11 protein-coding genes are annotated in these 13197 nt (G+C 58.0%); 5 read left to right on the forward strand and 6 right to left on the reverse strand.

Annotation, left to right across the window (positions count from 1 at the left end; translation table 11 throughout):
- On the forward strand, positions 1 to 491 hold a 491-nt coding region (locus tag N4A58_RS15150), incomplete at its 5' end, for an IS30 family transposase (protein WP_293711022.1).
- Positions 492 to 529: 38 nt separating this feature from the next.
- Here N4A58_RS15150 and N4A58_RS15155 read toward each other — a convergent pair.
- Positions 530 to 2149, reverse strand: coding sequence for a hypothetical protein (locus N4A58_RS15155; protein ID WP_293711024.1), 1620 nt, complete (start codon positions 2147 to 2149; stop codon positions 530 to 532).
- A gap of 335 nt (positions 2150 to 2484) precedes the next feature.
- On the opposite strand from N4A58_RS15155, the gene N4A58_RS15160 reads away from it, so the two are divergent.
- A complete protein-coding gene (locus N4A58_RS15160) occupies positions 2485 to 3255 on the forward strand; it encodes a phosphatase PAP2 family protein (protein ID WP_293711026.1) in 771 nt (256 codons plus the stop codon).
- Here N4A58_RS15160 and N4A58_RS15165 read toward each other — a convergent pair.
- Positions 3252 to 5264 carry a S8 family serine peptidase gene (locus N4A58_RS15165; protein WP_293711028.1) on the reverse strand — a complete coding sequence of 671 codons (2013 nt, stop codon included), beginning with the start codon at positions 5262 to 5264 and terminating at the stop codon, positions 3252 to 3254. The genes N4A58_RS15160 and N4A58_RS15165 overlap by 4 nt on opposite strands.
- 221 nt (positions 5265 to 5485) lie before the next feature.
- Between N4A58_RS15165 and N4A58_RS15170 the strand changes: the two genes are divergently transcribed.
- The 3 genes from N4A58_RS15170 (at position 5486) to N4A58_RS15180 (ending at position 8410) form a co-directional block, all read left to right on the forward strand.
- Positions 5486 to 7624: a hypothetical protein gene (locus N4A58_RS15170; protein ID WP_293711030.1), complete on the forward strand. Its 2139-nt coding sequence runs from the start codon at positions 5486 to 5488 to the stop codon at positions 7622 to 7624.
- Positions 7625 to 7699: 75 nt separating this feature from the next.
- The gene (locus N4A58_RS15175; RefSeq protein ID WP_293711032.1) at positions 7700 to 8041 is read left to right on the forward strand and encodes a hypothetical protein; all 342 of its coding nucleotides are present in this window, start codon (positions 7700 to 7702) and stop codon (positions 8039 to 8041) included.
- A gap of 18 nt (positions 8042 to 8059) precedes the next feature.
- Positions 8060 to 8410: a hypothetical protein gene (locus tag N4A58_RS15180; protein WP_072703162.1), complete on the forward strand. Its 351-nt coding sequence runs from the start codon at positions 8060 to 8062 to the stop codon at positions 8408 to 8410.
- Between the two features lie 187 nt (positions 8411 to 8597).
- Here the strand turns inward: N4A58_RS15180 and N4A58_RS15185 are convergent, their stop codons facing one another.
- From N4A58_RS15185 to N4A58_RS15200, 4 genes are all read right to left on the reverse strand, one after another.
- Positions 8598 to 9656, reverse strand: coding sequence for an MBL fold metallo-hydrolase (locus N4A58_RS15185; RefSeq protein ID WP_293711036.1), 1059 nt, complete (start codon positions 9654 to 9656; stop codon positions 8598 to 8600).
- Positions 9657 to 9807: 151 nt separating this feature from the next.
- Positions 9808 to 10815 (reverse strand): Ldh family oxidoreductase, encoded by a 1008-nt coding sequence (locus N4A58_RS15190; protein ID WP_293711038.1) that lies wholly within the window; start codon positions 10813 to 10815, stop codon positions 9808 to 9810.
- Positions 10816 to 10854: 39 nt separating this feature from the next.
- On the reverse strand, positions 10855 to 11505 hold the full coding sequence (locus N4A58_RS15195; RefSeq protein WP_293711040.1) for a DUF3726 domain-containing protein: 651 nt from the start codon (positions 11503 to 11505) through the stop codon (positions 10855 to 10857).
- Positions 11502 to 13193, reverse strand: coding sequence for a hypothetical protein (locus N4A58_RS15200; protein ID WP_293711042.1), 1692 nt, complete (start codon positions 13191 to 13193; stop codon positions 11502 to 11504). Before N4A58_RS15200 ends, N4A58_RS15195 begins: the two co-directional genes overlap by 4 nt.
- Positions 13194 to 13197: the final 4 nt, after the last annotated feature.

Genomic DNA, 13197 nt, shown 5'->3' on the forward strand with positions numbered 1-13197 from the left:
ACGTGAACACCCGCGAGACCTTTGGCGACTGGGAAGGCGATTTGATGATTTTTGAGCGCGCCCAAGGCAATATGAACGTTGCCTCGCTTATCGAACGCAAGACGAGGTTTGCCGTTCTGTTTCGCAACAATGATCGCAGTTCCAATCACTTCATGCGCAAGCTGATGGATGTGATGGAGCCCCTGCCCCAGCCAGCCCGAAAGTCGATCACCTTCGACCGTGGCTTCGAGTTCAGGGAGTGGCGCAAGCTCAAGTCGGGCATAGGGACCGACAGCTGGTTTTGTGACCCGCAAGCGCCCTGGCAAAAGGGCTCGGTCGAGAACATGAACAAACGCGCACGGCAATACTTGCCCCGTGACACCCAGGTCGCGGCACTCTCAAATCGCAATATGAAGGCGATTTGCGACCGCCTCAACGCCACCCCAAGAAAGTGCCTCGGGTGGCGAACACCAACGGAAGCGTTTCGGGAAGAGTTGATGAAACTGAGATAGCGGAGGCTGTCGCAACGACCCGTGTGTCATCACGCTAGCTACCCGAGGTCGAACTTATCCTTATTTCTTAAAAGGCCAGCCTTTCGCACTGTGGTGTTTGGGTACTCCGGATCACTTATGAATTTCCCAATTTCAAAAGTCGGCTCAATCTTCTTCAGCGCCTGCATCTGCTCAATCGCCTCTGCGACCTTGTCTTGGCTCGCATACAAGGCCAAAAGTACACGTTTGGGCGCTCGGAAATCTGGCGCGGCCCGAGACGCTCTGAGGGCGTATTTTTCGGTCTGAGTCAGGTCTCCGTTACTTAGGCACGCCAAACTATGGCTAAGATCCCACCAATGGGCGTTGCCCGTGAACCGCGACAGGCGCGTGCCAATCAAAGAGCTCTTGGCCGCTTCTTTCGGACGACCTGCGAACATGTTCGCCGTGGCAAGCGCAGCCTGGACGTAGGGATCAAACTTGCTCAGGCCAGACGCCTGCTCTGCCAACAGAAAGCTCGCTTCGACATCGTCAAAATGGATCATGTGCACCAAAGAAGACATCGCGTTAGCAAAAGCACTGTGCGGCTCTGCCTCGAGCGCTTTGGCGCAATAGAAACGCGCCATTTCAGTGGCAGCTTCTTTGTCATCCGTCGCCTCTTCGATGACTTGCGTGGTCTTCTGCCATGCCAGCCAAATGAGAATAGAAGGATTTCCGGTCCGCTCGTACGCCCGCAGCAATTTCGCCTCGGCCATATTTAGCCGTGAAATATCGTAGCTAAAAATATCTGTAATCCCGGCTCTGAGTTCGGTGAAAACTTTGTGCTCACTCGTCTCAGGCGCATACAGGTCCGATATTTTGAAAATGACCTGCTCTGAAAACTCGGAGATTGCCCGCCGAAACGCCTCTGCGGCCAACAACGCATTTGGTGGACACTCGAATTCGCCGAAACGGGAACATACCGGATAGCTATCAGAGAGACGAACCGCTTGGAAATGAACCTGTGTGGAGTCGCCAAAGCAATTGACGTCACACCGGATGTCTAACGTGGACTCTCGACTATCGGCCAGAGTGCTGTCCTGCTCTGTTCCAATCTTTGCAAGGGTTCGTTCGCAAACGTACTTTGCGATCTCTTGCGCGGCCACTCTCGTAACGAAAGGCGCCTCTGACGGTGCCGCTGGATCGGGCAGCAACAAGCGAACGATCTGCTCAGTCCGAGGCATCTGCGGCCGGACATGCGTCGAAGGCTGCACTGGAACATCGGCAAAAGAACTGCGCATCTCGCGCAGCCAATCTTCAAATGCCTCATCACGTATATCGATCCCGCTCAGGAATTCTTCGCCCGCCGCATTTGAGGCGTCTGGATCACCGGGAAAAACGATCCGCACAGCCTCGGGGTCCAGCCAAACTTCCTTACGATCCGCATGTAAGAGGGTAGCCATCGGGCCCAATGTCTTGCGCAATTCAGCAAGAGACTGACGCAAGCTGGCATTCGCTTGATCGTAACCCCGATCGCTCCAGAGTTTTGACTGTATCCAACGACGCGCCCGCTTTAATTTCGGTGCAGTTGCTAGCAAAGCGACGACGCCGCATGTCTTTTGACCACGCGGCGTGCGCGACGTTCCTTGCTGATCCACGAGGGTCAGACACCCGCTAAGGTCGATCTTCAGAACATCGGTCATTACAAAGTACACCAAAATCAATCGCTTGGCGAAGAGGAATCAAGTGTTTGGCGACGTCTTGCGTTAATTTAGCGTTAATTCTGCGTTAAATCGTGAATTGGGTCCACTAAAACATTCTCAGGTCATTTGCGCCGATGTAGCCTCAATATGAAATTTGATCGCGCCATTAAGTGTATTGAAGCCATTTTAGAGGAGAGAAGTTCGTGACGGGGAGAACAGGACGAACGGGACGCACAGGCAGAACAGGACGCACGGGCCGCAGTGGGCTAAGTGACCGCGGAGACCCCACATCTTTTGCAGATTTGGACCATGTTGGCGCATCCAGCACACCACTATTGAGCGATGCTCTGATAGCCGCACGTGGAGGTGTGGTCGGCTATTGGTCCACCGATGACATCACCGACGACTCGCTTGCCATCAAAACGGGCAAAAACTGGTCCGCCTTCCGCAAACTCGCGCCTGAAGTGCGGGCAGGCGTTCTGGACAGCGAAGTCATGGACGGATTTTCATTTGACCGCATGATTTCCAAGGTTCCTGCGCCCGACCCCCTCACGCGCCAAGACTTTGAAAAGGTGCGTCGCGCGGCCGACCTGCGTGCCGATCGGCTTAATGAAATCTACGCGCAGCAAAAGGACATGATGTCGTTCTTCGGCGCTCTTTTTAATGCCAGCGGAGCCCGGTTTGACCGCACGATCGAGTTCATCGACGCCCTGCTTCGGTTATGCATTCCGGTCGAGATGCGCTGCAAATACGAGTTTGGGCGCGCACGTCCTGTCGAGATCGCGCCAGAGGTTATGCCGATCATTCAAACACCAGGTCACGGCTCGTATCCCAGTGGGCATGCAGTCGAGTCCATGGCCATCGCAAGCGCTTTGGAGCACTTTAGCGAAGAAGGTAGCGGCCCGAAAATCGGCCCTGCAGCACGCGCTATGGCACGGCGCATCGCCTTCAATCGCGTCGTTGCCGGAGTTCATTACGAATCCGATAACGCCGGCGGCGAAGTCTTGGGCGAGAAGCTTTTCAAATATATACGCAAAAAGGCGAAATCGGCCGACGATACCCCCCTCGCGCTACTCTATGAAAAAGCGCTGGAGGAATGGCGCTAAGCTTCGGGGTGGCGCGGACGCGCGCCCCCTGCCCCCAGACGCACCTCACCGATCCGGTTGGTGCGCGCCGCGTCAGGCACTGCCTCCAGCGTTGGCGCAACATTGCTGAGATCGCGGGTGATTTTGGCGGCAGCGACGCTGGTACCGTCCACAACAACTGTTGTATCACTAAACGTGCCTGAGGCAACGACACCATAGCTGCCATACCCGTCACTTCCAATCGCAGAATGGGTCGGGCCTGCGCCAATAGTGCGCTGTGACCAGTCAGCAGACCCTGCCGTCTCCAGCGTTGGCCGCACCGCATTGCGACTGCCCATCGGGTCAGGCTCAATCGCACCCGCCGTAACGATCCCCGCACCGCCCTTCGCCATGATCGCGGAATTGGTGCCATTTCGTGTTAACCCCGAAGTACCCTCGGGCGCATCATAAGAGTGCGTTCGTGGATCAAAGCCATAGGCATCCCGATGATCAAGGAAGGACTGCCGTCCGCCACGCTCAAAGCCCGCCGCCGTATCATCACGTTGCACCTGAAGGACCAGCGACACACTCTGGGCCGATGATTTCTGAACTGTGACCTTCCACGTGCCATTTTCCGTCAGCAGACCAGAAGAACCAGTGGTTGGAGCTAGAGCGATTGTCAGACGCGACGTGCCCTCCAGCCGATCATGGTAAATTCGGCCGATCACCTGACCGATGCCGGCGTCATCAGGCACTATCAAATCCTCGAACTGATCTACTGGAGGGATTGCTGTGAATACAGTGCCAGACGGGCTGGCTAAGCTCAGGCCAATCTCTGCGCTGAGGTCCGAAGATACCTGATCAACACTGTGAATTTGCAAGAAAGAGTGCGTTGGATCATCGGGCGGGATATTCCAGTCCATCGTGCCTTTGGCCAGCGCATCGTCCAAATCGAACCGCGCCGCCAGACGCTCTCGGTAACTGTTTCCGTAGGCGAAAACCAGACGACCCGCGTGTGCATTATTCATCTCTTCGTTGAAACACGCGATCCGACTGCGCAATTGCCGCTCAAGCAACGATTCACCTGTCTTGGTCCCTGCCGAAAAGCCAAGGCTGACATTAATAATGATCGAGCGCGCTTCGGTATAAGCCAAAGATAACAGCCAATCGACCGCCATTAGCAGAAAGGCAGGCAGATGCGTGCCGGACGTGTCCTCAAGTGTTTCGGGCGGCAGTTGCACCGCCAGCAGATCAGCGCCCTCTGCGCCATCTTTGGGGTCCAGACCCGCCGCCAAATCCAGAATGGCTGTCCCATGACTGAAAGCCTGCTCGGTCGAGCGATGGGTGAAATCAGAAAAGATTTCCGCATTTCGGCTACTGTAAACATCAAATTCCGTCTCGAGGCCGAGGCGGCCTAGGTCTGCTTCAATGTCTTCAGCGGTCAAGACGCGACCGATCTTCACATAGGGACATTGATCTTGCACCGGCTGGATCGATTGCTGCCAAAGCCCCAGAAAACGGGTCTGCGTTCGGGTCTTCCCTTTGCCTGCCACGCGTTTCCGAAACCGAGCATTCAAATAGCCGATCCCATCATCGATCACGGCCACGATCGGCGTTTGCTTTGATGCGGCGCTCGCACTCCGAACTGACAAAGGCTTGGTCCGCTTGGTCGGGTCAAGGCAGACGGGCACCCCTGCCCCTTTTATGAGCGCGCGCAGGGCCGGAACCTCTGCCATTTGGTGCAAATGCTGGGGCTGAACAAAATAGAACCCAGCCACCTGCCCCTCTTCGGCAAAGCAGAACTCCAGCGAGCTGTCTTGATAGAGGGGCTGACGCCCACCCTCGGCGCAGGGCATGGTGCAGTCACCGCCAGAAGAGGCTGGCAGAAACACCGGAATGTCGTGCTGCACAAAGAGCGCGTTGATGGTGTGTCTGTCTCCTTCGAAGAATACAGGGATCCATTTTCGTTCCACCTCAGGCTTGGTCCGCCGCGCGGACTCTATGGTCATCGTCCAGTCAACAAACGGATCAATATGAGCAGTGTACGCCAAGGCCGCCTCCTGTGTTCCCTGACACCAATCGTACCAAGCGATTTTCACGCTCCATAGGCCCGCACACCTTGCTTGTGCATTTTTCACGGAAAACTCACGCAAGCCAAACGCCATTTTGATGCAAAGTCCCGCTAACCTCACGGAGCGATCACGCGGTTGGCGCATCCTGTGTGCAGTGACAGGAGATTTTCTCCTTCACGAACAAGATGGAGGACTTGGAAATGCCGATTACCGAGAGTGACCGCCGCCCTGCACAGGATGGCTTCGCCGAATTCAAGAACTCGAAGTACAACCGCGATGAAGCAACAGACATGGCCTATAATACCGCAAAGCGCCCTGCTCTGAGTATTCGCGCAAACCCAGAGGAGTTCGACCTACAGCCGCATCCCATCGGGAATTTCAGCAAAGGATTGCCCCACACGCTAGAGGGTAGCGTTGCGCCGCAAGCCTACGAGATGTTCGTCAGATCCCTAAGACAATCTAACGACTTGTCGAAATCCGGCGGCTTCCCTGCACCCTTGGGACCTGATCCGGTGCATCATCCGGCCGGCTACAATATGTCTGCTGACGTCATAACCGATGCCTTCGGCAATCCTGGGCCAGCGCCCATCACACACTATCACTTCAAGAATGCATCTAGCCCCGATCCGGTCGCGACGCGCAAATGGGAAAGCCCATTGGGCGGCTTGAATTCCGACATCACCGGACCTTGCATCGGCGGCGTTTCATTGCCCCCTGCCCCCGCGCTTGGCAGTTCTGAACTGTGCGCCGAAATAGCCGAGGTTTATGCCATGGCACTGACGCGCGACATTGCGTTTGCAGACCTACAGAACATCAATTGCGTCGTGCATTCGGGTGCTGAGGGCGAGGTCACCATCGGCGACATTGTTTCAGAGCTTGGTGCGTTGCCCTGGTTCGATCCGAACGGAATGCCGATTAGTTCTGAGCGGACAGACAACGGCACGTTTGCCCAGACGCTGACCAATCAAGAGGCGCGTCGCCGCGCCGCACGCTGGGATGAACACGGCGAATTCTCGGTCAAATCGCTGTTCCGGGGTTCGACCGAGGGGGCAAAGAAAGGCGCCTACCTATCCCAATTCATGCTTCAGGGCGGTGGCGACGACCGCACAGCAGGCCAGATTCCTTTTGGCACCCAGACCATTGACCAACGCACACAACCCGACAATGCGCACCTTGACTACATGGTGACGTGGATGGAATGGCTGGATGTGCAGAACGGCGCGCGTTTCACAGGCGTAGACCCGACAGAAGCCCCGCGCTTCCTGACCACACCGCGTGATCTGGCGGCCTACGTTCACATGGATCAACTCTATCAGGCATACTTTAACGCCGCGCTTCTCTTGCTCGGGTCAAAGCGGGCCGAAGGGGTGTCTGCCTTTGACCACGGTCTGCCAAACAACAGCATGGAACCTGACGCCACCCGCGAAGGCTTTGCGACGTGGGGCGGCCCCCACCTGTTGGATCTGTTGGCCTCCGTATCTTCGCGAGGGCTTAAGATCATCCGACGTCAAAAGTTTCAGATCCACCGCCGTGCCCGCCCCGAGGTTCTGGCCGCGCGGCTGGCACTGGCGAACAACGGGCATCTGGATGCTCTTGGTGCTGGCGGGACGCGCGTTCAGAGCATGCTTCATGAGCTTTGGCAGCGTTGCCCAAAGCTGATGGGCGCAATTGCAGAGAGAAACAGCTCTGCCCCCGGTCCCGACGCCCGCGGCTTGACCATCGAGGCGGAACTCCCTGAAACGCCAATTGACGGTGGCGCCAACCTGTTGCTCCCCATGGCCTTCCCCGAAGGATCGCCCATGCACCCCGCTTACGGCGCAGGCCACGCGACCGTGGCAGGGGCCTGTGTCACAGTGCTCAAAGCGCTGCTGAACACCGTCAGCAAGGACGGTGAGAAGGTTACGATGCAGGATTTCGGATTTGAAGCATCGTACCAGAGCGTAAAATCCAAGTCCGGCGACTACTGCTTGCAGGACACCGGCGATCACCATTTGACCGTGACGGACGAGCTCGACAAGCTCGCCGCCAATATCTCGATCGGGCGCAATATGGCCGGTGTGCACTATTACACCGACTATTTTGAAAGCCTGCGGCTTGGCGAACGGGTCGCGATCGGCATCCTGCAAGAGCATCTGCAAACCTCGCCCGAGGATATCTCATTGCACCTGATCGACTTTGATGGTCGCAGCGTCCAGATCAAGAAAACGGGCGGCGCCAACTACGGCGCTGAGGCCGAGATCATCGTCAACGACGGCGCAATCTCCACCGCTGACTGGTGGACCGAAAACGTCGCTGAATACGAGATTGAACCTCCCATCATCCAACGTCTCGTCGGCTGACTAGCAGGGGCCCGACGCGCTCCGCCGGGCCCCTCGTTTCCAGAAAATCCACGCTTTTTACAATTGGAGTATCTTATGTTTGAAACATCAACAGTCCCACAGCTCGTCATCCCGAGTGCCTATTTCGGGCTGGCGATTTTCATGGTTCACGGTGTGCCTCTTCTCCTTTTATGCATGACCCTACTTGGAGGAGGGATCGCCCTGTTGCATCTGCTGCACGGAGCATTTGACGCGACTGAGGTTGATGAACCGCGCGGTAGTCACGTGGTGGCCAGCTACGGCTATGCGCCGGATGGTGCAGAAGCAGAAGATTTTACGTTTCCGAGCATCCTTCCCCTGCGCGGAATGATCGCGCGCGCCAAGCAGCGCATCAAAAAATTCCACAAGAAATACATCAAGTTTATCGCAGCTTCCTGAGCAGGTCGGAGACCATCAATGATCCTACAAGGTGAGTTTTCCGGGCGGTCCGGTCACGAAATGACCGGCCGCTTTACTCTGCGCAGAGTGCGTGGTGGATATCGGTTGATTACCAGCAACGACTTTTTCTTCGATGCAGCTGCGCCGGCACCCGCGTGGGCGCTTGGTGATCCGGACCAAAGCCCTTATCCGGGTCTCGTCGCAGACTCGATCTGGCACAAGCTAGAGCCGTTTTCCCCTGTCAGCGGGATTCAGTACCTGCGTGTCCCTGATCACGACTGCTTCCGCGCGGCCCGCGCGGTCATCACATGGTGCACACTGACCAAGATTCCCCTTGGCGAAGGCCGCGTCACTTCGGCGACAGCATAAAACATATTGGCCAGCATCTAGCACTTGGCGGCATAAGCGCACGGGGCGTCGCGGCTCGGGAAACTATAGTGCCAAACTCAGTACCCCGAGCTTTAGACAACCATCGGTCACCAGCGCCAGATAACGCTACGGTCGCACTCTAAAGCCAGTCGCACGGCTGCGACTTACACCCAGCCTGTACCGCCCCTCAGATGGGAGGTATCGCCCAAAACTCGCCAGCTTCTAGTGCGCGAAAGCGGTTTTGAGCGACGTTATGTGCTTCCAAAGCTTCTTCCAATGCAAATCTGGGGTCGTTTCGTCCTTCGTTTGTCAGCTGGATGGTACCCCAGTGGTGCCCCACCGCGTAGGCCGCCTTGGACAGGAGAAATCCTTGGACAGCTTCGTCGGGATTTTGGTGCTGATCGGCCATGAACCAACGTGGATCGTAGGCACCGATCGGCAAAAGCTCTGCACGGATCGGACCAAATTGCGCGGGCAGGTCGCGATAGGGGCGGCCTTGGTCAAAGCCGGTGTCTCCGATGAACACCACGGCCCCACCGGGACCGGTCAGCACAAAGGTCCCCCAAAGTGCCATCGATCGATCCGACACGCCACGTGCGCCCCAGTGGTGACATGGCGTGCAGTGGATCCCAAGTTTACCAAAGTTGGTCGACTGCCCCCAGTCCAGTACTTCGGTCCTTAGTCCAGTGCTTTGGATGATCGTGTCGTTTCCGAGGGGCGTGATCACCAGTGGATTATGCTCTGCCTTCAAACGCGTGAGGGTCGCCAAGTCCATATGGTCGTAATGACAATGGCTCAGCAGGATCAAATCGATCGGCGGCAAATCCTCGAAGGAAATGCCCGGCTTAGTCACGCGCTTGGGTCCCGCAAAAGACACTGGCGACGCGCGCTCTGACCACCACGGGTCCGTCAAGATATTCAGCCCGCGTGTCTGGATCAACATCGTGGCATGTCCAACCATCGTAACTGTCAGATCATCAACGCGGCGCTCTGGACGAACCGTCAGCACGGGCACCTCGGTCGGCCATTCCGTTGGATCCTCGCCCATGCGCCAGCGCAGCAAATCGCGGAAGCCCTTGGGTGCGCTGCCATCGGGGTTGAAGAACCGGACACCATCGAAATGGTCGGTCACAGGGCCCTCGTAATAACGGTTTTTGCCAGAGCGCACGGCAACGGTTGTTGTGCACCCAACTGTCGAAACCCCAAGAAACGCCGCTGCGGACTGAAGTAGAGTTCGACGGTTCATACACTGGCTCCAATCGGAAATGGCTCGTGGCCTCGGGTCGCGCTGTTTCGCGCCAAGATCTAGAGCTTACACTAGGGCTGGCCAGATGTGCGCGCAAACCACTGATGAACTAGGCTCATCAATGACTTGGTCGCCAGCGGTCCTTAGACCATCAAACCAGAGCGCGCACTTTTGCGAGAAGTTCGGCATCCACGGTAACGCCTTCGCTCTGCGCGCGCTCGCGGCAGGCTTTGCGGCCATCACCGGGCAGGCGCGCGCCGTCCTGATCGTGGAAAGAGGCTAGCAAATGTGCCAGCTTCGCTTGGAAGTCCGCGCCCGCGGTCGCGCCCGGATCAATGGCGACAAAGAACTGACCCGTACGAGGTGGGCCACCTGCCGTGCCCGAGAAAGGGCTCGCCTGTGTCCCCAATGCAGCGCCAGTCAAGGCAGCGGCCATTATCTCGACCGTCAACGCGATGCCGACGCCCTTGTGTCCGCCTGATGGCACCATGGAGCCCTTCAGGCCTGCATCCGGATCGGTTGTGGGATGGCCATCAGCATCCAGAACCCAGCCTTCTGGGACTGTTTTACCTTCGCGGGCATGTTTCATCACCTCGCTCTTGGCAATGGTGCTGGCGGATTGGTCGATCAGAATTGCGGCGTTGCCTTGCGCATCCGGTGCAGCAATCGAAAAGGGATTAGTGCCAAGCACCGGCTTTGCTCCACCCGACGGCGCAATCGAGGCGGGCGCGTTGGTGAACCCGAGGCCGACCAATCCCGCCTCGGCCAAACGGCGGGTGTGGACCCCAAGCGCGCCGCAATTATAGGAATTGTGGATCGCCAGCACCGCAACGCCCATTTCGCGGGCCAAGGGGATGAGGCGCGCAAAGCCCATGTCGATGGCCGAATGCGCAAAACCAGTGGCGGCATCGGCGATCAAGACGGCGGGACGGGGGTTGGCGATCACAGGGCGCGCGGAACCATCCACCTTGCCGCATTTCACATGCTGCGCATAAATCGGGATGTACGCCAACCCGTGCGAAGATACGCCGTCTGCCTCTGTCATCGCGGTGGCAATCGCCAAAGGGCGCGCGTTACCTTCTGTCGTCCCGGCCTTGACCAGCGCGCGGAACGCGAGGTCTTCGATCTCTGTCAGCGAAAGGGTTTCTGTGGCGGTCATGGCGGTGTCTTTCTGTTGTCTCGAGATCACTTGACGCGGTCAGTCATTGTCATTCAGACCAGCGCCTGCACCCTTTAGGCGGCTTTCATCCGTGGCGGGTGCAAAGGTCCGATGTGCGAACATGGCAAGACGGTCCCAACTCTGGGGGCTGACGCTGGCGCGCATTACCGGTTCTTTGGTGCCGGTCATCTTGGCAGGTGTGGAAAAGACCATTTCGGTGGTCATGCGAGTGTAGAGAATATCAGTTTCGCCGTGCAGACACAGATGGCGTCCGTCGGTAGCCACGCGCACCCCGTCCCATTCTGCCGCGACAGGATGACCAAGGCGTAATGCGGCCCCACCCATAAAAGGCACGGCCAAGAGCGGAACGCAGACGTTCTCCATGGTGATGGACCCGCGTTCCATCAGCCGTACAGCGCAATCACTAAGAGAGGCACCCGCGATCAGGGGGCTCATCCGCCGCGCCGGAGCGTGCCAGACGGCGGCGCGCAAGGACACCGGCGAGACATCAATCGCTGGAATGCGGTCATTCATCTCCAAAAGATCCGCCAAAAGGTCTGTTCCCTGGAAACCAAAGGCGGACAGCCAACGGGTGCCTTTGGCCGCCTCTTCAGCAAGACCCCAAGCAAGGCCAGATCCCCGTGCCGCCCGTTTGCTGAGTGCTTCGATTTCGTTCAGGGAATAGGTCATGCATCTCCCTTTGGAAGGTCAGGATAGGGCCAGTATTCTGCGGTGTCAGGCGTCAATTCCGGCGGCAGCGGCGCGTTGCCGTACATGCAAATCCGTAACCAGCGGTCGGAGCGAGGATCGAACTTGGTGGCACCAAAGAACGCTAGCTTGCAGCGCAGCATGTCTATGGGCATCACCCGCTCTGAAATCGTGTTATCTCGGATCTCGGCATAGGGTGCGCGGCCGACAATCTGCGCGCGGCGCAAAGCGTGGCGGTGTTCGGGGTGGCGGAGGATGAATTCGGCCACCTGCGCGTCATCGGGCCAGTGGGCCAAAGCCCTGTGCAGCGCGGCAGCATCTCGCCCCGGCGCGAGCGGCTGCTCGTATTCTTCGACCGGTTCTTCGAAACGCTCGCCAAGACGAGGCTCCAGCTTCTCTTCGGACACATACCACGCGCGGGCGCGATTGGCGGGCAGCGACCAGTCCGTCTCGATGGCCCAGTGATACACGCGCTCCAGCAGCGCACGCAGGTCCGCGATGGTCATGGCCCCAGCGATCCGGAATGTCGCCGTATTGTCAGCAGCCATGGTCTCCGCCAAGTCATCCACCAGCGCGCCATAGGGCTCGAGCAGCAGCGAAACGACCCACTCTTGCCCCTCGAGCGATAGGTTCTGCTCTGCCCATTGATAGAGGCGATCCCAAGGGTGCGGGGCCGACAAATCAATGGTCTGAAGACACAGGCGCAGGGCCGCGACGTCTGCCTGCAACGCAGCCAACTTCTCTCGCTGCAGGGGATGTTCAGACCGCCAAGAGGCAAACAACAGAGCGCTGCGTTCAAAAAGCTCTTGAAACAGCGCGATGTCCGCACCGTTGGCGATATCGATCCCACGCACGCGGCTGAGTGCCGTTTCGCGCGCAGCGATCCAGTTGTTGAACAGCACTGGGTGGTTCAGCAAAAACGGCGCCATCCCAAGTCCGGTCGAATTCCCGATCCCCAATGACCGCGCGATCTGCGGCGCAAGCTTTGCCGCAGTCGTCCCGTTTTGTTGGGCGCGGCAGCAGGCCATATGTTGTACCAGATCCGTCACAAACCATCGTGTCAGGTAAACCGACAACATCTCGACCTGAAACGGAACGCGGAACTCGGGGCGATCTGCAATCATCTCACGGTCTGCAGCGCCTAGTTTGCCAGAACCATAGACCGCGGTGGTCCGCATCAAATAGCCCACAGCCTCGATCTGAGCGGTTTCGGGCTGATCGCCAGCAGCGATCGAGGCGACCACGTGTTCCCACAATCGCACCGAACGGTTCGCCCGCGAGACGGATAGTTCCCGACCCGTAACGCGCCCCGCCTCTTGGAGTGGAATGTTCTGCGCAAGACGCTGGATATCCGCATCCTCTGGCACGCCATCGAACAGAGTAAACGTGGCATCCCACGCCTCTGCAATCACGCGGTCGGATCGCTTTTCGGGTGGCAGATCATGCGCAAAGGCGATCAGCGAATAGGTGCGCTCCGGCGTTTGGGCGGTGTAGACCGCGTGCCCTTCGCCATTTCCGTCGATCTCGAACGCCGTACAGTCAAAGCGCCACCCTTCTGCCGCCATCCGGCGGGTCAGAACACGTTTGAACGACAGGCGCGACTGATGAAAGGAGCCAAGCTGCGCGAGGCGCATCACCAGTTCGGGGTCGCGATTTGGCACTTCGGTCATTAGA

This window comes from Donghicola sp. (assembly GCF_025210255.1).
Lineage (GTDB): Bacteria > Pseudomonadota > Alphaproteobacteria > Rhodobacterales > Rhodobacteraceae > Donghicola > Donghicola eburneus.

Bases quoted from the DNA above. Each gene is read 5' to 3' on its own strand.
- N4A58_RS15170 (WP_293711030.1), top strand. From the start codon at position 5,486: ATGCCGATTACCGAGAGTGACCGCCGCCCTGCACAGGATGGCTTCGCC.
- N4A58_RS15180 (WP_072703162.1), top strand. From the start codon at position 8,060: ATGATCCTACAAGGTGAGTTTTCCGGGCGGTCCGGTCACGAAATGACC.
- N4A58_RS15185 (WP_293711036.1), bottom strand. From the start codon at position 9,656: ATGAACCGTCGAACTCTACTTCAGTCCGCAGCGGCGTTTCTTGGGGTT.
- N4A58_RS15175 (WP_293711032.1), top strand. From the start codon at position 7,700: ATGTTTGAAACATCAACAGTCCCACAGCTCGTCATCCCGAGTGCCTAT.
- N4A58_RS15190 (WP_293711038.1), bottom strand. From the start codon at position 10,815: ATGACCGCCACAGAAACCCTTTCGCTGACAGAGATCGAAGACCTCGCG.
- N4A58_RS15200 (WP_293711042.1), bottom strand. From the start codon at position 13,193: ATGACCGAAGTGCCAAATCGCGACCCCGAACTGGTGATGCGCCTCGCG.
- N4A58_RS15155 (WP_293711024.1), bottom strand. From the start codon at position 2,149: ATGACCGATGTTCTGAAGATCGACCTTAGCGGGTGTCTGACCCTCGTG.
- N4A58_RS15195 (WP_293711040.1), bottom strand. From the start codon at position 11,505: ATGACCTATTCCCTGAACGAAATCGAAGCACTCAGCAAACGGGCGGCA.